This is a genomic window from Pseudomonas parafulva, from assembly GCF_000800255.1.
GTDB lineage: Bacteria > Pseudomonadota > Gammaproteobacteria > Pseudomonadales > Pseudomonadaceae > Aquipseudomonas > Aquipseudomonas boreofloridensis.
Window position 1 is genome coordinate 527,920 of sequence record NZ_CP009747.1, and the last position, 17,271, is coordinate 545,190.

Consider the following 17,271-nt stretch of genomic DNA (forward strand, 5'->3'; position numbering starts at 1 on the left):
GCCCGGCCGCAGTGATCAATGGGCTGGACTGTGGCGGCGCACGCCGTTGTCCTGCGTGGTGAGGTGCGCGGCTACGCTGCCGGGCACGGCGAACAGCACCAGATGATCGGCCGCTACGGCAATGCCCACGTCCTGACCGATCTGATGATCGACATGACTGGGGAAGATCGCCTCCAGTTGGCTACCGGTCGGCAGTTGCAGGCGATAGAGGGTTGAGGCGCCGAGGAAGCTCTTGCCGTGGATGCGCGCGCGCAATGCGCTGTCCGGGGCATGCACGATGTCGTCGGGTCGCAACAGCACGTCCACTGCGCTGCCCGCGGGCATCGCATAGGCACGGTTGCCGCGCAGCTCGCCCAGCTCCGTGGTGACGGCCTCGGGGCTGCTCATTTGCCCACGGATGAAGTAACCCTGGCCGATGAAGCTGGCGACGAACGGCGTCTGCGGTTCGTGGTACAGGTTGTAGGGCGTGTCCCATTGCTCCAGGCGACCTTCCTTGAACACACCGACATGGTCGCTGACGGCGAAGGCTTCTTCCTGGTCATGGGTGACCAGAATCGCACTGGTGCCGCGGCTCTTGAGAATGTCGCGCACCTCGTGGCTCAGGCGCTTGCGCAGCTCGACGTCGAGGTTGGAAAAGGGCTCGTCGAGCAGCAGCAGTTGCGGCTCCGGCGCCAGCGCGCGGGCCAGCGCGACGCGTTGCTGCTGGCCGCCGGACAGCTCGTGCGGGTAACGCCCGCCCAGGCCGCCGAGCTTGACCAGTTCGAGCATGTCTTCGACCACCTGGGCCTGGCGTGGGTGCTTGGCGATGCCGAAGGCGATGTTCTGCGCCACCGTGAGGTGCGGGAACAGCGCGTAATCCTGGAACACCATGCCGATGCGGCGCTTTTCCGGTGCGAGGGTGAAGCCGGCGCGCGAGATGACCTCGCCGGCCAACTGGATCTCGCCGTCATGCACCGGCTCGAAGCCGGCGATGGCGCGCAGGGTGGTGGTCTTGCCGCAACCGGAGGAGCCGAGCAGGCAACCGATGTCGCCGGCGTTCAGGTGCAGGTTGAGGTTCTGGACGATGCGCTGCTCGCCGTAGCCACAGGCGAGGTTGCGCAGGTTGAGCAGCAGGGGTTGACTCATGCGGTGTGGTAAGCCGGTTCTACAAGGAATTCAAGAAGGGCCTTCTGTGCATGCAGGCGGTTCTCGGCCTGGTCCCAGGCGACCGACCGGGGGTCGTCGAGCAGGTCCTGGCTGATTTCCTCGCCACGGTGGGCGGGCAGGCAGTGCATGAACAGGGCATCGGGTGCCGCCAGGTCGAGCAGTTCGCGGGTGACCTGGTAAGGCGCGAAGTGCGCCAGGCGCCTGGCAGTTTCCTCTTCCTGGCCCATGGAAGTCCAGACATCGGTGGTCACCAGATGCGCGCCGCGCACCGCTTGCTGCGGGTCGCGGATGATCTGCACGCGATCGCCGCCCAACGCCAGGAAGCGCGGATCGGGTTCGTAGCCTTCGGGGCAGGCGATGCGCAGTTGGAAGTCGAACTGGCGGGCGGCTTCGATGTACGAGTTGCACATGTTGAAGCCATCACCGATCCAGGCCACGGTCTTGCCCTGGATCGAGCCGCGGTGCTCGACGAAGGTCTGCATGTCGGCGAGCAGTTGGCAGGGGTGCGATTCATCGGACAAGCCGTTGATCAACGGGACTTTCGAATGGGCGGCGAACTCGGTGAGGGTGCTGTGGGCGTGGGTACGGATCATCACCACATCGACCATGCTCGAGAGCACGATGGCGCTGTCGCCAATCGGTTCGCCACGGCCCAGTTGGGTGTCGCGCGGGGACAGGAATATCGCCTGGCCGCCGAGCTGGATCATGCCGGCTTCGAACGACACCCGCGTACGGGTCGAGGACTTCTCGAAGATCATCCCCAGTACGCGGTTCTTCAGAGGCTCATGGAGCACGCCGCGCTTGCGCAGGCCCTTCAGCTCGATGCCTCGACGGATCACGCCGAGCAGTTCGTCAGCGGTGAAATCCAGCAGGGAGAGAAAGTGCCTGGTGCTCATGAGATGACTACCTTATCTGCAACGTTTTGCAGGCCGGCCGTAGGTTTTTTTTGACAACGGCGGTGACCTGCGGCGTAAGCCGCGCGGGGCGGACGGAATGGGGAAAGGCGCAATACTATAATTAAATGTCGCCTGAAACCAAGAGGTGAAACAGGTCGCCTGTATCAAGGCGTGTCGTAAACCCTTGTGAAGCGACTGTTTTTTATTTTCTACAGGGTTGTACACGGGCCATCGGGGCGTTTGCAAACCCCGTGTCGCGAATCGTGCGCCTGATGACGCTCGATTCACAGCGCTTAGCGCCGTGGCGGCGGGAGGCGCGCGGGCATAGTCTGGGCTCTCCAGAACAACAAGGCAGAGGCGGCCATGACCAAGACCCTGCATTACCGTGCGTGTCATCTGTGCGAAGCCATCTGTGGCCTGGCCATCGAAGTCAGCCACGGACCGGATGGGCTGGCTTCGATCGATTCCATCAAGGGCGACCGCGAAGACCCGTTCAGCCGTGGCCACATCTGCCCCAAGGCCGTGGCCCTGCAGGACATCCAGGACGACCCGGATCGCCTGCGTCAGCCCCATCGGCGGGTCGGCGATCACTGGCAGCCGATCGGCTGGGACGAAGCCTTCGCCCTGGCCGCCGAGCGGCTGTGGCAGATCCAGCAGCATCATGGGCGCAACGCCGTGGCGGTGTACCAGGGCAATCCCAGCGTGCACAACTATGGGCTGATGACCCACAGCAACTACTTTCTCGGCCTGCTCAAGACCCGCAACCGTTTTTCCGCCACTTCGGTCGACCAGTTGCCCCAGCACCTGACCAGCCACCTGATGTACGGCCATGGCCTGCTGCTGCCGATACCGGACATCGACCACACCGACTTCATGCTGATCCTCGGCGGCAACCCGCTGGCCTCCAACGGCAGCATCATGACCGTGCCGGATGTGGAAAAACGCCTGAAAGCGCTGCGTGCCCGCGGTGGTCGTCTGGTGGTGATCGACCCCCGTCGCAGCGAAACGGCGGCGATGGCCGATCAGCACCTGTTCATCCGCCCCGGTGGTGACGCGGCGTTGCTCTGCGGGCTGCTCAACACCCTGTTCAGTGAAGACCTCGCGCGCGGCTCGCACCTGCCGGTGCAAGGGCTGCAACAGGTGCGCGAAGCCATTGCGCCGTTCACGGCCCAGGCCATGAGTGCGCTGTGCGGCGTAGAGGCCGAACAGATCCGCCAGTTGGCCCGCGATTTCGCGGCGGCGCAGCGCGCGGTGTGCTACGGGCGCATGGGGGTCTCGACCCAGACCTTCGGCACCCTGTGCCATTGGCTGGTGCAACTGATCAACCTGGTCACCGGCAACCTCGACCGGGTGGGCGGCGCGCTGTGCACCGACCCGGCGGTGGACCTGGTCGCCAGTACCTCGGGCGGGCACTTCGACCAATGGCGCAGCCGCGTTTCCGGCTTGCCGGAGTACGGCGGCGAGCTGCCGGTGGCGGCGCTGGCCGAAGAAATGCTGACGCCTGGCGAAGGCCAAATCAAAGCCTTGGTCACGGTGGCCGGCAATCCGGTGCTGTCCACCCCCAATGGCCGCCAATTGGACGGCGCCCTGGCGGGGCTGGAATTCATGCTCAGCATCGACCTGTACATCAACGAGACCACGCGCCACGCCGACCTGATCCTGCCGTCCACCTCGGCGCTGGAAAACGACCATTACGACAGCACCTTCAACCTGCTGGCGGTGCGCAATGTCACCCGTTTCAACCGGGCGATCCTGGCCAAGCCGCAGGGCGCACTGCACGACTGGGAGATCTTCGTCGGTCTGGCACGCGCCTTCGCCGAGCGGGCGGCCCTGGAACTCAAGCCGACCTTGCCGCCGGCGCAGATGATCGACCTGGCCTTGCGCACAGGACCCCGTGGCGAAGCCTCGCCCTGGAACCTGTCGTTACAGACGCTGGACGCACATCCCCATGGCCTGGACCTGGGGCCGTTGCAGGCGAACCTCGCCACGCGTCTGCGCACTCCCGCGCAGGCGGTGCAGGCCGCGCCGCAGGTGCTGCTCGACGACTTGCAACGTCTGGCACGCCAGGTGCCCATGGCGCCCGACCAACTGTTGCTCATCGGCCGGCGTCATGTCCGCAGCAATAATTCCTGGATGCACAACTATCACCGCCTGATCAAAGGCAAGCCGCGCCATCAACTGCTCATGCATCCGCAGGATCTGCAGCAGCGGCAGCTCGAAGATGGCCAGTGGGTACGCGTGCGTTCGCGCACCGGCAGCCTGGAAGTGCAGGTGTTGGCCAGTGACGAGGTGATGCCGGGCGTGGTCAGCCTGCCCCATGGGTGGGGGCACGCACGCCAGGGCGTCCAATTGCAGATCGCCCAGGCGCAGCCGGGGGTGAGTGCCAATGACCTGACCGACGAAACCCTGCGCGATGCACTGTCGGGCAACGCCGCGCTCAATGGCGTACCGGTGCAGGTCGAGGCGGCTTGATTCGATCGTGAGCCGAGGGCCATGGCCGAGCACGGCACTCGGCTTTCCGATACAATGCCCGACCGTGCCGACGACCGTGTCGGAAAGTTCAGCCGAGGTGCTCCATGGATATCATCGAAACAATCAAAGAGCAGATTGCCAACAACACCATTCTGCTTTACATGAAAGGCTCGCCGAATGCCCCGCAGTGCGGCTTCTCGGCCCGTGCTTCGCAGGCGGTGATGGGGTGCGGCGAGAAGTTCGCCTACGTCGACATCCTGCAGAATCCGGAAATCCGCGCCAACCTGCCCAAATACGCCAACTGGCCGACCTTCCCGCAACTGTGGGTGGGCGGCGAACTGGTCGGCGGCAGCGACATCGTGCTGGAAATGTTCGAAAAGGGTGAACTGCAGACCCTGATCAAGGACGCGGCCGCCAAGGCCAAGGCCTCCGAGGCCTGATGGTATCTTTGGCACGCCCATGAAAAAGCCCCGCCTAGGCGGGGCTTTTTCATGGGCGGTAGAGGCGAAACTTACTCTTCGCCCATCTGCGACTGCAGGTAGTTCTCGATGCCGATCTTGTCGATCAGGCCCAACTGGGTTTCCAGCCAGTCGATGTGCTCTTCCTCGGCTTCGAGGATGTCTTCGAGCAGGTCGCGCGAGCCAAAGTCACCAGCGGTTTCGCAGTGGGCGATGGCGGCTTTCAGATCGATCAGGCCTTTGTTTTCGATCTTCAGATCGCACTCGAGCATTTCACGGGTGTGCTCGCCGATGAGCAGTTTGCCCAGGTCCTGAACGTTGGGAATGCCTTCGAGGAAGAGAATACGCTTGATCAATTTATCAGCGTGCTTCATCTCGTCGATGGACTCTTTGTACTCGTGCTTGCCGAGCGCGTTCAGGCCCCAGTCTTCATACATACGCGCGTGCAGGAAGTACTGGTTGATCGCGACCAGCTCGTTTCCGAGGATCTTGTTGAGATGCTGGATGACGCTTACGTCGCCTTTCATGTCCGGGTTCCTGCCCTGAGAAGTGAGCCAATAGGCGAAGTCTGAGCCCGACAACTTTCTATGTCAAACCTAAGTTGTTGAATAATAAGTGAAAATTAATAGGAATAAGAATGTTTGTGAACCGCGTTGGTGGGCTAACTTATTGAATTACAGGCATAAAAAAACCGGACACGAGGTCCGGTTCTTTGAAAGGGGGGTGTTTTAAGCGGCGGTGAATTCGACGGGGTAGGGCAGTGCAGGCTGCTGGGCGAGCTGAAGTTCGGTGAGGGTCTCACGAACCACCTGCTTGGCCAGGCAGGCGCATTTACCACATTGGCTGGCCACGTTGGTGGCGGTACGGACTTCCTTGTAGCTGCAGCATCCTTCGTAGATCGCATCGCGGATCTGTCCATCGGTGACGCCGACGCAGAGACATACGTACATAGGGTCTGACCATCGCTGGGTGAGTCGATGCGTTGGAGACTAATGGTAATGAGAATGCTTGTCAAAGCACTTGAAGAATGATTCATCTTCGCGCGACCGGCGGTCCGATTCGGCCTGTCATGATATCCCGTGTATGATGGTCGGTCTTTGCAGGATGCCGGGCGAGTCGACTCGCCTGGGCAACGGTTTTCACCCCCATCAGGAGATGACGAATGAGCGTACTCGTTGGTAAACAAGCCCCGGACTTCACCGTTCCAGCCGTGCTGGGCAACGGCGAGATCGTCGACAGCTTCAACCTGGCTTCGGCGATCAAAGGCAAGTATGGCCTGGTGTTCTTCTACCCGCTGGACTTCACCTTCGTCTGCCCGTCCGAGCTGATTGCCCTGGACCACCGCATTCCCGATTTCGAAGCCCGCGGCGTAGAAGTGATCGGCGTGTCGATCGACTCGCACTTCACTCACAACGCCTGGCGTAACACCCCGGTCAACAACGGCGGCATCGGCCAGGTCAAGTACACCCTGGCTGCCGACATCACTCACGAAATCTGCAAGGCCTACGACGTCGAGTCCGAAGGCGGCGTGGCCTTCCGTGGTGCGTTCCTGATCGACAAGAACGGCGTGGTCCGTTCGCAGATCATCAACGACCTGCCGCTGGGCCGTAACATGGACGAGCTGCTGCGCTTGGTCGACGCCCTGCAATTCCACGAAGAGCACGGCGAAGTCTGCCCGGCCAACTGGAAGAAAGGCGACAAAGGCATGAACGCTTCGCCGGAAGGCGTAGCGGCCTACCTGAGCGAGAACGCCGGCAAGCTGTAATACGGTGTGATGCAAAAAAAACCGGCCTCCTGGCCGGTTTTTTTTTGCGTCGAGTTTTTAGCGACAAGCGGCAAAGAAAGCCAGCACTGCGGTGTCCACGCTTGCCGCTTGCTCAGCCGCGCCAGCCGCCCATGTCCTTCCAACGGTTGACGATGCCGCAGAACAGCTCAGCGGTTTTCTCCGTGTCGTAGCGCGCCGAGTGCGCCTCGCGGCCGTCGAAGTCGATGTCTGCGCTCTGGCACGCTCTGGCCAGTACCGTCTGACCGTAGGCCAAGCCGGCCAGCGTGGCGGTGTCGAAGCTGGAGAAGGGGTGGAAGGGGTTGCGCTTGAGGTCGTTGCGCGCCACCGCAGCGTTGAGGAAGCCCAGGTCGAAGCTGCTGTTGTGGCCGACCAGGATCGCCCGCTTGCAGCCATTGGCCTTCAGCGCTTTGCGCACACCACGGAAGATGTCGGTGAGTGCGCTTTCCTCGCTCACGGCCATGCGCAGCGGGTGATCCAGCTTGATGCCGGTGAACTCCAGCGCAGCAGGCTCGATGTTGGCGCCTTCGAAAGGCTCGACACGGAAGAAGTAGGTGTGTTCCGGGAACAGGAAGCCCTTTTCGTCCATGCCGATGGTGACGGCGGCAATTTCCAGCAGCGCGTCGGTGGCGCTGTTGAAACCGCCGGTCTCGACATCCACCACCACCGGCAGGTAGCCGCGAAAACGCTCGGCCATGGGATGGCGCGAACCGCCACCGGACGGCAAGTCTTGATCGTCTTCGTAGAGGTCTTCGCTCATACGGTGTCCTCCAGCAGGCGCCAGCGCAGGGTTTCACCCGCACGCAGCGGCACCACCTGGGTATCGCCGAACGGCAGGCTGGTCGGTGCGGTCCAGTCTTCACGGATGAGCGTGATGCGGTCGGTGTTCGCCGGCAGGCCATAGAACGCTGGACCGTGCAGGCTGGCGAAGCCCTCCAGCTTGTCCAAGGCGTTGCGTTGCTCGAAGGCTTCGGCGTACAGCTCGATGGCCGCGTAGGCGGTGTAGCAACCGGCGCAACCGCAGGCCGCTTCCTTGGCATGCTGGGCATGCGGCGCCGAGTCGGTACCGAGGAAGAACTTCGGATTACCGCTGGTGGCCGCATCCAGCAGGGCCACTTGGTGCGTATTGCGCTTGAGGATCGGCAGGCAATAGAAATGTGGACGAATGCCGCCGACCAGCATGTGGTTGCGGTTGTACAGCAGGTGCTGCGCGGTGATGGTCGCCGCGACGTTGGCCGGGGCCTCGCTGACGAAATGCGCGGCATCGGCGGTGGTGATGTGCTCGAACACCACCTTGAGCGTCGGGAAGCGCTCGACCAGGCGACGCATATGCTCATCGATGAAGCGTTTTTCGCGGTCGAACACGTCGATGTCCGCGCGCGTCACTTCACCATGCACCAACAGCGGCAGCCCGGTTTCGGCCAGCGCTTCGATCGCCGGGAAGATATTGTCGATGCTGGTGACGCCCGAGTCGGAGTTGGTCGTGGCGCCGGCCGGATAGAGCTTGGCAGCGAACACGATGCCGCTGGCCTTGGCCGCATGGATGTCTTCGGGGCGGGTGCGGTCGGTGAGGTACAGCACCATCAGGGGCTCGAAACGGCTGCCGGCAGGACGCGCCGCGAGGATGCGCTCGCGGTAGGCTTCGGCTTCATGGGCGGTACGTACCGGCGGAACCAGATTGGGCATGATGATGGCGCGGGCGAAGGTACGCGCCACGTCGCCGACGGTATGTCGCAGCACAGCTCCATCGCGCAGATGGATGTGCCAGTCGTCGGGACGCAGGAGGGTCAGGCGATCGGACATTGGGGTTTCCAGGCGGTTCGAACTCAGCCGCCAATGCTACCGGAAAACCCTGAGAGCGGCACGGCTATCAAGTTTTCCAGCAGGCGTCCGATAGCCTGCAGGTAAGACGTCAGAATTTGTGGAGCCGCCTGTGCGCCAGCGTTACCTACTCCTGCTCAGCCTGTGCGCCAGCCTGCCGGCCGGTGCAATGACCTTCCAGACCCGCATGGAGAACATTGCGTGGAAGGTCGAAGGCGATCAGTTCGAGTGTCGGCTGATTCAGCCCATCGAGGGCTTCGGCAGCGGCCAGTTCGTGCGCCGTGCCGGAGAGCAGCCGGTGTTCCAGCTGCGTTCTGACAGCAACGCGCTGGGCGCGGGCTCGGCCACCCTGTTGGCGGCTGCCGCGCCATGGCAACCCGGACGTGGCGACGTCAACCTGGGGGCCGTGCGTCTAAGCCGCTCCGGCGTGCTGTTCAGCACCTCCCAGGGACAGGCCAGCCGGTTGATCAACGGGTTGCTCGACGGCCGCAGTACCGTGGTGCGCAACTATACCGGCGAGGGCGGCCGGCCCATGGAAGTGCATGTGTTGCCGGTCAGCTTCGCCAAGGCCTACAGCGACTATCAGGTCTGCGCCGCCAAGCTGTTGCCGATGAATTACGATCAGATTCGTCAGACCCAGATACCGTTCCCCGGCACCGGTTTCGAGCTGGACAGCTCGGCACGGGCGCGTCTGGACGTGATCCTCGACTACATGAAGGCCGATCCGACGGTCAACCATATCGAGCTCGACGGCCACTCCGACAACAGCGGCAATCGCCTGGCCAACCGCGATGCGTCGCGGCGTCGTGCCATGGCCGTGGCCGAGTATCTGCAAGCCCGCGGCGTGCCGGAGGCGCAGATCGTCGTACGTTTCCACGGTGAGCGTTATCCGCTGGTCAAGAACAACACCCCCGCCAATCGCGCGCGCAATCGGCGTGTGAACATTCAGCTCGACCGTGTCACGCCGGTCGAGAAACCGGTTGAGAAGCCCCACGACGCCGCGCCTGCCACGCCCGCCCAGCCCGCTGCGGCACCTGCCGCGACCGCTGCGCCAGCGGCCACCGCTGCGGCGGCCTCGGCCAAGAAAATCTGATTTCGACGGAAGGTCGCGCCCGCGACACTTCCTGTCGCTTTGGCATCAGAAGCTGTCGCGCCACTGTAAATTCCTCAACGAGATCGGTAGAATCGCGGGTTTTCCGTACAACCCCGTGGAGTGATGGCATGGCGGACGTAAAGAAGGTCGTACTGGCGTATTCCGGCGGCCTTGATACTTCGGTGATTCTCAAGTGGCTGCAAGACACCTACAACTGCGAAGTGGTGACCTTCACCGCTGACCTGGGCCAGGGCGAAGAGGTCGAACCGGCCCGTGCCAAGGCGCAGGCCATGGGCGTCAAGGAAATCTACATCGACGACCTGCGCGAAGAGTTCGTCCGCGATTTCGTCTTCCCGATGTTCCGTGCCAATACCGTCTACGAAGGCGAGTACCTGCTGGGTACCTCCATCGCCCGTCCGTTGATCGCCAAGCGTCTGATCGAAATCGCCAACGAAACCGGTGCCGACGCGATCTCCCACGGCGCCACCGGCAAAGGCAACGACCAGGTGCGCTTCGAACTGGGCGCCTATGCGCTCAAGCCGGGCGTCAAGGTCATCGCCCCGTGGCGTGAATGGGACTTGCTGTCCCGTGAAAAGCTGATGGACTACGCCGAGAAACACGGTATTCCGATCGAGCGTCATGGCAAGAAGAAATCGCCGTACTCGATGGACGCCAACCTGTTGCACATTTCCTACGAAGGCGGCGTTCTGGAAGATACCTGGACCGAGCACGAAGAAGACATGTGGCGCTGGAGCGTCTCCCCGGAGAATGCCCCGGACCAGGCGACTTATCTCGAGCTGACCTACCGCAACGGTGACATCGTGGCCATTGACGGCGTCGAGAAGACGCCGGCCACTGTGCTGGCCGATCTGAACCGCATTGGCGGCGCCAACGGCATCGGTCGCCTGGACATCGTCGAAAACCGCTACGTGGGCATGAAGTCGCGCGGCTGCTACGAGACGCCTGGCGGTACCATCATGCTCAAGGCGCACCGTGCCATCGAGTCGATCACGCTGGACCGCGAAGTCGCTCACCTCAAGGATGAGTTGATGCCCAAGTACGCCAGCCTGATCTACACCGGTTACTGGTGGAGCCCGGAGCGGGTGATGCTGCAGCAGATGATCGACGCTTCCCAGGTCAACGTGAACGGTGTCGTGCGCCTGAAGCTGTACAAGGGCAACGTCACCGTCGTCGGTCGCAAGTCGGACGACTCGCTGTTCGATGCCAACATCGCTACCTTCGAGGAAGATGGCGGCGCCTACAATCAGGCCGACGCGGCAGGCTTCATCAAGCTCAACGCCCTGCGCATGCGTATTGCTGCGAACAAGGGTCGCTCGCTGCTCTGATTGTTGTTGCAGTGACTAAAGCCCGGTCGCAACGACCGGGTTTTTTGTATCTGCAGGTAGTGCTCCGGCCCGCCTACAAGTCGATTTTGTCGCCTTTCTCCAACGCTCGAATCGACAGCAAGATGCGTGATCGGCACTCCAGGTTGTAGAAGATCCACCGGCACTCCCTGCCGGGGGGGCGATTGAGTGCATTGAGCACGTGAGTCTCGATGTTCTTGTGTGCACCGGGCCCTGACAGGGCGATGGTCATGGGCGCCTGGGTATCGGCGTAGAGCGGCTCCTCATCGTCCACAGCGCGCTTGTCCGGGGTGTAGAGCGACTCGTGGTTGAAGTTCAGCGTCAAAAAGAACAGCACGGTGAGGAAAAACGGGAAGCCCACCAGAAACCAGGTGTAGATCGATTGACTGCTCTCGCTCAGGAACGGCAACGAAGCAAGCGCCGACGCCTCGATGATGCCGGAGAAAATGGCAATGATCGTCAAGGGACTCATCTGTTCGGTGCTGTTCATGGCGAGGGCCTCCTTCGGGCTTTGTCCATCTGTACCCTGTCGCCTCGCCGAGAAAAACGCTTGCTGTTTCCCCTCAAGGAAAAAATTACCGGTTGTCATGGGCCCGGTATAACTATTCGCTCCCAAAAGATTGAAAGATCTCACTCGTTGGTCGTGCTATCCACACTTTGCATTTTTGCGGCCACTGGACTTTCACTTGATTGCCCATTCAGGTGATGGATATCGAACGGATCTGTCGCCCAAATGTAGGACGTTTCTATTAGCAGTGTAAGTTTCATCTTTGACTGCGTCCTACTGATGAATCACCGCGCCACAACAGCGATGGCTCGGTTATCGTGGCGCGTCAGAACTTAGAACGGATCAATGGATATCCCATGAATAAAGTACTTATCGTGGATGATCATCCGGTCATTCGCTTGGCCGTACGTATGTTGATGGAGCGTCATGGATATGAAGTAGTGGCGGAGACCGATAACGGTGTAGATGCGCTGCAGATGACCCGGGACTATCTGCCCGATATCGTCGTACTCGACATTGGCATACCCAAGCTCGACGGTTTGGAGGTGATCTCGCGCATGACGGCGGCGAGTCCTGGGAGCAAGGTGCTGGTGCTGACCTCACAGGCCCCAGGGCACTTTTCCATGCGCTGCATGCAGGCCGGCGCGGCCGGTTACGTGTGCAAGCAGCAGGAACTGACCGAACTGCTCAGTGCGATCAAGGCCGTGCTCTCGGGGTATAGCTACTTCCCCAATCAGGCGCTGCACAAGACTCGCAGCGGCGTCAGTGGCGGCAGCGAGAGCGAGATGGTCGAGCGCTTGTCAGGGCGCGAAATGATGGTGCTGCAGCAGTTGGCCAGAGGACGAACCAACAAGGAAATTGCCGATAGCATGTTTCTCAGCAACAAGACGGTGAGCACCTACAAGACCCGGCTACTGCTCAAGCTCAATGCGCGATCGCTGGTGGACCTGATCGAACTCGCGCAGCGCCATGGCCTGGCCTGAAGCACTTGAGGCCTCTAGGGCAGGAGGCCTGCGTGCCACGGGCTACAGGTCGTAATCGAAGTCGGCCAATTGCCGCTGCAAGCGCCGTTCTTCGAGCAAGTTGTCGATAGTGCGGCGTTTGCTCAGGTTGGTTTTGGCAGGTTCCACCTGCGGTTCTGCGTCGTCTTCCGCGACGAAGTCCTCGTCGATCAATTCGTCTTTATCGGTGCTCATGCATCGCTCCAAGCCAAGGGGCCATTGGCCGTCCTTATAGCGAGAATCGCAGAACCGGTAAAAAAGATTTTTTCAATCGGACATCATGATTTTTTGCTAAAGCGTCAATCGTCCGAGGTCTTGTGCCGATACTCGCACAAGTCCTCGATCCGGCAACTGCCGCAGCGAGGCTTGCGTGCCTGGCAGACGTAACGGCCGTGGAGGATCAGCCAGTGGTGGGCGTCGAGCAGGTAATCCTTCGGCACGAACTTCAGCAACTTCTTCTCCACCTCCAGGACGGTCTTGCCTGGCGCAACCCCTGTGCGGTTGCTGACCCTGAAAATGTGGGTATCCACTGCCATCGCCAGTTGCCGAAAGGCCGTATTGAGGACCACGTTGGCTGTCTTGCGGCCCACACCGGGCAGGGCCTCCAGCGCTTCGCGCGTCTGCGGCACCTCGCTACCGTGCTGCTCGATGAGCAGGCGGCACGTTTCGATGACGTTCTTGGCCTTGCTGTTGTACAGGCCGATGGTCTTGATGTACTCGCTCAACCCCGCCACGCCCAGAGCGAAAATGGCCTCAGGGGTATTGGCCACCGGATACAGCCGGGCGGTAGCCTTGTTCACACCCACATCGGTCGCTTGCGCGGACAGAATCACCGCGATCAGCAGTTCGAAGGGGGTGGTGTAGGCCAGTTCGGTTTTTGGATCGGGGTTGTCTTCGTGCAGCCTGCGAAAGATCTCCAGGCGTTTGGCGGCATTCATGAGGCCACGCATTCCTCGGCGACGGAAAGGGGAGAGTCAGCGCTGCAGCCTGGGGCGTCGGAAGACGCCCCAGGCCGGGGCCCGGTTCACTTGATGCGTTGGCCTGGCTTGGCACCGCTGTCGGGGCTGAGCAGGTAGATTTCCTCGCCGCCGGGGCCAGCCGCCATGACCATGCCTTCGGAGACGCCGAAGCGCATTTTGCGCGGCTTGAGGTTGGCGACCATCATCGTCAATCGGCCTTCGAGCTTGGAAGGGTCAGGATAGGCCGACTTGATGCCGGAGAACACGTTGCGCCGTTCATCGCCAATGTCCAGGGTCAGTTGCAGCAGCTTGTCGGCTCCGGCCACCGCCTCGGCTTTGACGATCAACGCGACACGCAGATCGACGGCAGCGAAGGTGTCGAACTCGATCTCAGCCGACAGCGGATCTTTGCCCAATTCGCCATTGCCCGCCGGTGCCTGAGCGTCGGCGCTCAGCAAGTCTTCCTTGCTGGCGGCGATCATGGCCTCGACCTTGGCTGGCTCGATGCGGCTCATCAACGCCTTGAACGGGTTCAGGGTATGGCTTTCCAGGCGCGACAGGTGGTCGTTCCACGTCAGCGGTGCGACGTTCAGGAAGGCCTCGGCATCGGCGGCCAGCAGCGGCAGCACGGGTTTGAGGAAGATCACCAGTTGCCTGAACAGGTTGATGCCCTGGGCACAGATGGCCTGGACCTCGTCCTGCTTGCCTTCCTGCTTGGCCAGGGACCAAGGAGCTTTATCGGCGATCCACGCATTGGCACGATCGGCCAGGGCCATGATCTCGCGCATGGCGCGGCCGAAGTCGCGGGCTTCATAGGCGTCGGCGATCGACGGGGCGGCGGCGAGGAACGCCTCGGTGAGCTCCGGTGCCGCGTCGCCAGCGACCATCACGCCCTGGTTGCCCTTATGGATGAAGCCTGCGCAGCGGCTGGCGATGTTCACCACTTTGCCGACCAGGTCCGAGTTGACCTTCTGCACGAAGTCGTCGAGGTTCAGGTCGAGGTCGTCTACACCGCGTCCGAGCTTGGCCGCGTAGTAGTAACGCAGGTATTCGGGCTGCAGGTGATCCAGGTAGGTGCGGGCCTTGATGAAGGTGCCGCGGGATTTGGACATCTTCGCGCCGTTGACGGTGAGGTAGCCGTGCACGTTCACTGCGGTCGGCTTGCGCAAGCCAGCGCCTTCGAGCATCGCGGGCCAGAACAGCGCGTGGAAGTTGACGATGTCCTTGCCGATGAAGTGGTACAGCTCGGCTTGCGAGCCTTCGTTCCAGAACGCGTCGAAGTCCAGCTCCGGACGGCGAGCGCACAGGTTCTTGAAACTGGCCATGTAGCCGATCGGGGCGTCCAGCCAGACATAGAAGTACTTGCCGGGCTCACCCGGAATCTCGAAGCCGAAGTAGGGGGCGTCACGGGAGATGTCCCACTCCTGCAGGCCGGCGTCCAACCACTCGGCCAGCTTGTTGGCCACGGCTTCCTGCAGGGTGCCGCTGCGGGTCCACTGCTGCAGCATGGCCTGGAAATCTGGCAGCTTGAAGAAGAAATGCTGGGAGTCACGCAGTACTGGGGTGGCGCCGGAGATGGCCGACTTGGGGTTCTTCAGTTCGGTTGGCGCGTAGGTGGCACCGCATTTTTCGCAGTTGTCACCGTACTGGTCCTCGGCGGCGCACTTCGGGCAGGTGCCCTTGATGAAACGATCGGCCAGGAACATACCCTTTTCCGGATCGAAGTACTGGGTCACCGACCGATTGGCGATGTGCCCGGCTTCGCGCAGGCGGGTGTAGATCAGGCTCGACAGCTCACGGTTTTCTTCGCTGTGGGTGGAGTGGAAGTTGTCGAAGTCGACCAGGAAGTCTGCGAAGTCGCTGCTGTGCTCGGCCTGCACGTTGGCGATCAACTGCTCGGGGGTGATGCCTTCCTTCTCCGCGCGCAGCATGATCGCCGAGCCGTGGGCATCGTCGGCGCAGACATAGATGCACTGATTGCCGCGCAGCTTCTGGAAGCGTACCCACATGTCCGTCTGGATGTATTCCAGCATGTGGCCAAGGTGAATCGATCCATTGGCATAGGGCAGGGCGCTGGTGACGAGAATCTGACGTGGCTCGGACATGGTGGCTCGGCTACTTATCTGGCGACGGGTAAAAATGAGGATGATCGGCCACTATAAAGGGCTGGCGCAGATATTTCACCCCGCAGACGCATCTGTGCGCGCTTGCGGGTTAGCATAGGCGCCTGTTCCACTTTTCCGAAAAATGCCACGGGAGTCTCCATGAGTGCCGTCACACCCGCCGCCATCGAAGGCGTGCTTCGCCAGTACACCGACCCGTACCTGAACCAGGATCCGGTCAGCGCCGGCTGCGTGCGCGCCATCGACGTTCAAGACGGTCAGGTCAGTGTGCGCTTGCAATTGGGTTACGCCGCCGGCCTGTTCACCAATGGCTGGGCTCAGGTGCTGCAGACGGCCATCGAGAACCTCGACGGCGTGACGTCGGCGCAGGTGCGCATCGACACGCAAATCGTTGCGCACAAGGCTCAAGCCCAGGTGCCGGCGCTGGCCAATGTGAAGAACGTCATCGCGGTGGCCTCGGGCAAGGGTGGCGTGGGCAAGTCGACCACTGCCGCCAACCTCGCCCTGGCCTTGGCGCGCGAGGGGGCGCGAGTGGGCATCCTCGATGCCGATATCTATGGGCCGAGCCAGGGCGTGATGTTCGGCATCCCGGAGGGTACGCGCCCGCAGATCCGTGATCAGAAGTGGTTCGTGCCGATCAAGGCCCATGGTGTCGAGGTGATGTCCATGGCGTTCCTCACTGACGACAACACGCCGATGGTCTGGCGCGGACCGATGGTCTCCGGCGCCTTGCAGCAACTAGTGACCCAGACCGCCTGGGACGATCTCGACTATCTGGTGATCGACATGCCGCCGGGCACTGGCGACATCCAGTTGACCCTGGCGCAGAAAGTGCCGGTGGTCGGTTCCGTGGTAGTGACCACGCCTCAGGACTTGGCGTTGCTCGATGCCAAGAAGGGCGTCGAGATGTTCCGCAAGGTCAACATCCCGGTGCTGGGTGTGGTGGAGAACATGGCGGTGCACATTTGCTCGAATTGCGGCCATGCCGAGCACCTGTTCGGCGAGGGCGGTGGAGAGAAGCTGGCGAGCCAGTACGGGGTCGAGTTGCTGGCGTCGCTGCCGCTGTCCATGGTCATCCGTGAGCAGGCTGACAGTGGCAAGCCTACAGCTATCGCCGAGCCGGATAGCCAGATCGCCATGATCTATCAGGAACTGGCGCGTCAGGTCGGTGCGCGCATCGTGCTGCAAGAGGCCGCAGCACCGGCGATGCCGAGCATTACCATCAGCGAGGACTGATCCGGCATTTAGGATTGCATTGCGGGCTTGCCCGCGATGCATCCAGCGCTGACCCATTCGCAGCCATAAAAAAACCCGCCATAAGGCGGGTTCTTTTGAAAGCGAGGAAGCTAAATCGACTTAGGCGATTTGAACTTCTTCAGCCTGCATACCTTTCTGGCCGCGGGTAGCGACGAAGGTAACAGCCTGGCCTTCTTTCAGGGTTTTGAAGCCGTCAGCCTGGATGGCTTTGAAGTGTACGAACAGGTCGTCACCCGACTGAGGAGTGATGAAGCCGTAGCCCTTCTCATCGTTGAACCACTTGACGGTACCGGATTGGCGGTTGGACATGTGTCTGTCTCCTTGGACAAAGTAGATTTCGGCTCAGGAAACGCCCTGGCCGGGACTGAGTGCAAAGAGAGCGGAAAATTC

18 protein-coding genes are annotated in these 17,271 nt (G+C 61.7%); 7 read left to right on the top strand and 11 right to left on the bottom strand.

The features are described from left to right. Nucleotides 1-15: 15 nt before the first annotated feature. Nucleotides 16-1,125 (bottom strand): ABC transporter ATP-binding protein, encoded by a 1,110-nt coding sequence (locus tag NJ69_RS02315; protein WP_039575939.1) that lies wholly within the window; start codon nt 1,123-1,125, stop codon nt 16-18. Continuing rightward, nucleotides 1,122-2,042, bottom strand: coding sequence for an ornithine carbamoyltransferase (gene argF, locus NJ69_RS02320; RefSeq protein WP_029613239.1), 921 nt, complete (start codon nt 2,040-2,042; stop codon nt 1,122-1,124). Before argF ends, NJ69_RS02315 begins: the two co-directional genes overlap by 4 nt. Before the next feature lie 363 nt (nt 2,043-2,405). Between argF and NJ69_RS02325 the strand changes: the two genes are divergently transcribed. Beyond that, complete coding sequence (locus NJ69_RS02325; RefSeq protein ID WP_039575940.1) at nt 2,406-4,514, top strand: molybdopterin oxidoreductase family protein; 2,109 nt, start codon at nt 2,406-2,408, stop codon at nt 4,512-4,514. Between the two features lie 104 nt (nt 4,515-4,618). Then, nucleotides 4,619-4,954 carry a Grx4 family monothiol glutaredoxin gene (gene grxD / locus NJ69_RS02330; protein ID WP_039575941.1) on the top strand — a complete coding sequence of 112 codons (336 nt, stop codon included), beginning with the start codon at nt 4,619-4,621 and terminating at the stop codon, nt 4,952-4,954. A gap of 71 nt (nt 4,955-5,025) precedes the next feature. Here the strand turns inward: grxD and bfr are convergent, their stop codons facing one another. Together bfr and NJ69_RS02340 are read right to left on the bottom strand one after the other, a co-directional pair. Next, a complete protein-coding gene (bfr, locus tag NJ69_RS02335) occupies nt 5,026-5,499 on the bottom strand; it encodes a bacterioferritin (protein WP_029613238.1) in 474 nt (157 codons plus the stop codon). A 201-nt stretch (nt 5,500-5,700) separates the two neighbouring features. After that, nucleotides 5,701-5,922: a bacterioferritin-associated ferredoxin gene (locus tag NJ69_RS02340; RefSeq protein ID WP_029613237.1), complete on the bottom strand. Its 222-nt coding sequence runs from the start codon at nt 5,920-5,922 to the stop codon at nt 5,701-5,703. A 212-nt stretch (nt 5,923-6,134) separates the two neighbouring features. Here NJ69_RS02340 and NJ69_RS02345 point away from each other — a divergent pair, with 212 nt between their 5' ends. Then, entirely contained in the window at nt 6,135-6,737 is a 603-nt protein-coding gene (locus tag NJ69_RS02345; protein ID WP_039575942.1) for a peroxiredoxin, read from the top strand. A 112-nt stretch (nt 6,738-6,849) separates the two neighbouring features. Here NJ69_RS02345 and rnt read toward each other — a convergent pair whose 3' ends face one another. Further along, the gene (gene rnt / locus NJ69_RS02350; RefSeq protein ID WP_029613236.1) at nt 6,850-7,515 is read right to left on the bottom strand and encodes a ribonuclease T; all 666 of its coding nucleotides are present in this window, start codon (nt 7,513-7,515) and stop codon (nt 6,850-6,852) included. Further along, a complete protein-coding gene (gene pyrC / locus NJ69_RS02355; protein WP_039575944.1) occupies nt 7,512-8,558 on the bottom strand; it encodes a dihydroorotase in 1,047 nt (348 codons plus the stop codon). Before pyrC ends, rnt begins: the two co-directional genes overlap by 4 nt. Nucleotides 8,559-8,688: 130 nt before the next feature. On the opposite strand from pyrC, the gene NJ69_RS02360 reads away from it, so the two are divergent. Further along, the gene (locus NJ69_RS02360) at nt 8,689-9,669 is read left to right on the top strand and encodes a flagellar protein MotY (RefSeq protein WP_039575946.1); all 981 of its coding nucleotides are present in this window, start codon (nt 8,689-8,691) and stop codon (nt 9,667-9,669) included. A 128-nt stretch (nt 9,670-9,797) separates the two neighbouring features. Next, nucleotides 9,798-11,015, top strand: a complete 1,218-nt coding sequence (locus tag NJ69_RS02365) for an argininosuccinate synthase (RefSeq protein ID WP_029613234.1) — start codon at nt 9,798-9,800, stop codon at nt 11,013-11,015. 73 nt (nt 11,016-11,088) lie between these two features. On the opposite strand, the gene NJ69_RS02370 is transcribed toward NJ69_RS02365, so the two are convergent. Next, nucleotides 11,089-11,523 carry a hypothetical protein gene (locus tag NJ69_RS02370; protein WP_039575948.1) on the bottom strand — a complete coding sequence of 145 codons (435 nt, stop codon included), beginning with the start codon at nt 11,521-11,523 and terminating at the stop codon, nt 11,089-11,091. 374 nt (nt 11,524-11,897) lie between these two features. Here NJ69_RS02370 and NJ69_RS02375 point away from each other — a divergent pair, with 374 nt between their 5' ends. After that, a complete protein-coding gene (locus NJ69_RS02375) occupies nt 11,898-12,524 on the top strand; it encodes a response regulator transcription factor (RefSeq protein ID WP_039575951.1) in 627 nt (208 codons plus the stop codon). A gap of 42 nt (nt 12,525-12,566) precedes the next feature. Here the strand turns inward: NJ69_RS02375 and NJ69_RS22710 are convergent, their stop codons facing one another. The 3 genes from NJ69_RS22710 to metG all read right to left on the bottom strand — a co-directional run bounded on the left by NJ69_RS22710 (nt 12,567) and on the right by metG (nt 15,606). Then, nucleotides 12,567-12,737, bottom strand: a complete 171-nt coding sequence (locus NJ69_RS22710) for a PA3496 family putative envelope integrity protein (protein ID WP_029613231.1) — start codon at nt 12,735-12,737, stop codon at nt 12,567-12,569. A 104-nt stretch (nt 12,738-12,841) separates the two neighbouring features. After that, nucleotides 12,842-13,480 carry an endonuclease III gene (gene nth, locus NJ69_RS02385; protein WP_039575953.1) on the bottom strand — a complete coding sequence of 213 codons (639 nt, stop codon included), beginning with the start codon at nt 13,478-13,480 and terminating at the stop codon, nt 12,842-12,844. 86 nt (nt 13,481-13,566) lie between these two features. Then, the gene (metG, locus tag NJ69_RS02390) at nt 13,567-15,606 is read right to left on the bottom strand and encodes a methionine--tRNA ligase (protein ID WP_039575955.1); all 2,040 of its coding nucleotides are present in this window, start codon (nt 15,604-15,606) and stop codon (nt 13,567-13,569) included. Between the two features lie 159 nt (nt 15,607-15,765). On the opposite strand from metG, the gene apbC reads away from it, so the two are divergent. After that, on the top strand, nt 15,766-16,860 hold the full coding sequence (apbC, locus tag NJ69_RS02395; RefSeq protein ID WP_039575957.1) for an iron-sulfur cluster carrier protein ApbC: 1,095 nt from the start codon (nt 15,766-15,768) through the stop codon (nt 16,858-16,860). A gap of 120 nt (nt 16,861-16,980) precedes the next feature. On the opposite strand, the gene NJ69_RS02400 is transcribed toward apbC, so the two are convergent. Next, nucleotides 16,981-17,190: a cold-shock protein gene (locus NJ69_RS02400; RefSeq protein WP_016488765.1), complete on the bottom strand. Its 210-nt coding sequence runs from the start codon at nt 17,188-17,190 to the stop codon at nt 16,981-16,983. Nucleotides 17,191-17,271: the final 81 nt, after the last annotated feature.

Bases quoted from the DNA above. Each gene is read 5' to 3' on its own strand.
- pyrC (WP_039575944.1), bottom strand. From the start codon at position 8,558: ATGTCCGATCGCCTGACCCTCCTGCGTCCCGACGACTGGCACATCCAT.
- NJ69_RS02345 (WP_039575942.1), top strand. From the start codon at position 6,135: ATGAGCGTACTCGTTGGTAAACAAGCCCCGGACTTCACCGTTCCAGCC.
- NJ69_RS02370 (WP_039575948.1), bottom strand. From the start codon at position 11,523: ATGAACAGCACCGAACAGATGAGTCCCTTGACGATCATTGCCATTTTC.
- bfr (WP_029613238.1), bottom strand. From the start codon at position 5,499: ATGAAAGGCGACGTAAGCGTCATCCAGCATCTCAACAAGATCCTCGGA.
- NJ69_RS02400 (WP_016488765.1), bottom strand. From the start codon at position 17,190: ATGTCCAACCGCCAATCCGGTACCGTCAAGTGGTTCAACGATGAGAAG.
- argF (WP_029613239.1), bottom strand. From the start codon at position 2,042: ATGAGCACCAGGCACTTTCTCTCCCTGCTGGATTTCACCGCTGACGAA.
- nth (WP_039575953.1), bottom strand. From the start codon at position 13,480: ATGAATGCCGCCAAACGCCTGGAGATCTTTCGCAGGCTGCACGAAGAC.
- NJ69_RS02340 (WP_029613237.1), bottom strand. From the start codon at position 5,922: ATGTACGTATGTCTCTGCGTCGGCGTCACCGATGGACAGATCCGCGAT.
- apbC (WP_039575957.1), top strand. From the start codon at position 15,766: ATGAGTGCCGTCACACCCGCCGCCATCGAAGGCGTGCTTCGCCAGTAC.
- metG (WP_039575955.1), bottom strand. From the start codon at position 15,606: ATGTCCGAGCCACGTCAGATTCTCGTCACCAGCGCCCTGCCCTATGCC.
- NJ69_RS02315 (WP_039575939.1), bottom strand. From the start codon at position 1,125: ATGAGTCAACCCCTGCTGCTCAACCTGCGCAACCTCGCCTGTGGCTAC.
- grxD (WP_039575941.1), top strand. From the start codon at position 4,619: ATGGATATCATCGAAACAATCAAAGAGCAGATTGCCAACAACACCATT.
- NJ69_RS02365 (WP_029613234.1), top strand. From the start codon at position 9,798: ATGGCGGACGTAAAGAAGGTCGTACTGGCGTATTCCGGCGGCCTTGAT.
- rnt (WP_029613236.1), bottom strand. From the start codon at position 7,515: ATGAGCGAAGACCTCTACGAAGACGATCAAGACTTGCCGTCCGGTGGC.
- NJ69_RS02325 (WP_039575940.1), top strand. From the start codon at position 2,406: ATGACCAAGACCCTGCATTACCGTGCGTGTCATCTGTGCGAAGCCATC.
- NJ69_RS02375 (WP_039575951.1), top strand. From the start codon at position 11,898: ATGAATAAAGTACTTATCGTGGATGATCATCCGGTCATTCGCTTGGCC.
- NJ69_RS22710 (WP_029613231.1), bottom strand. From the start codon at position 12,737: ATGAGCACCGATAAAGACGAATTGATCGACGAGGACTTCGTCGCGGAA.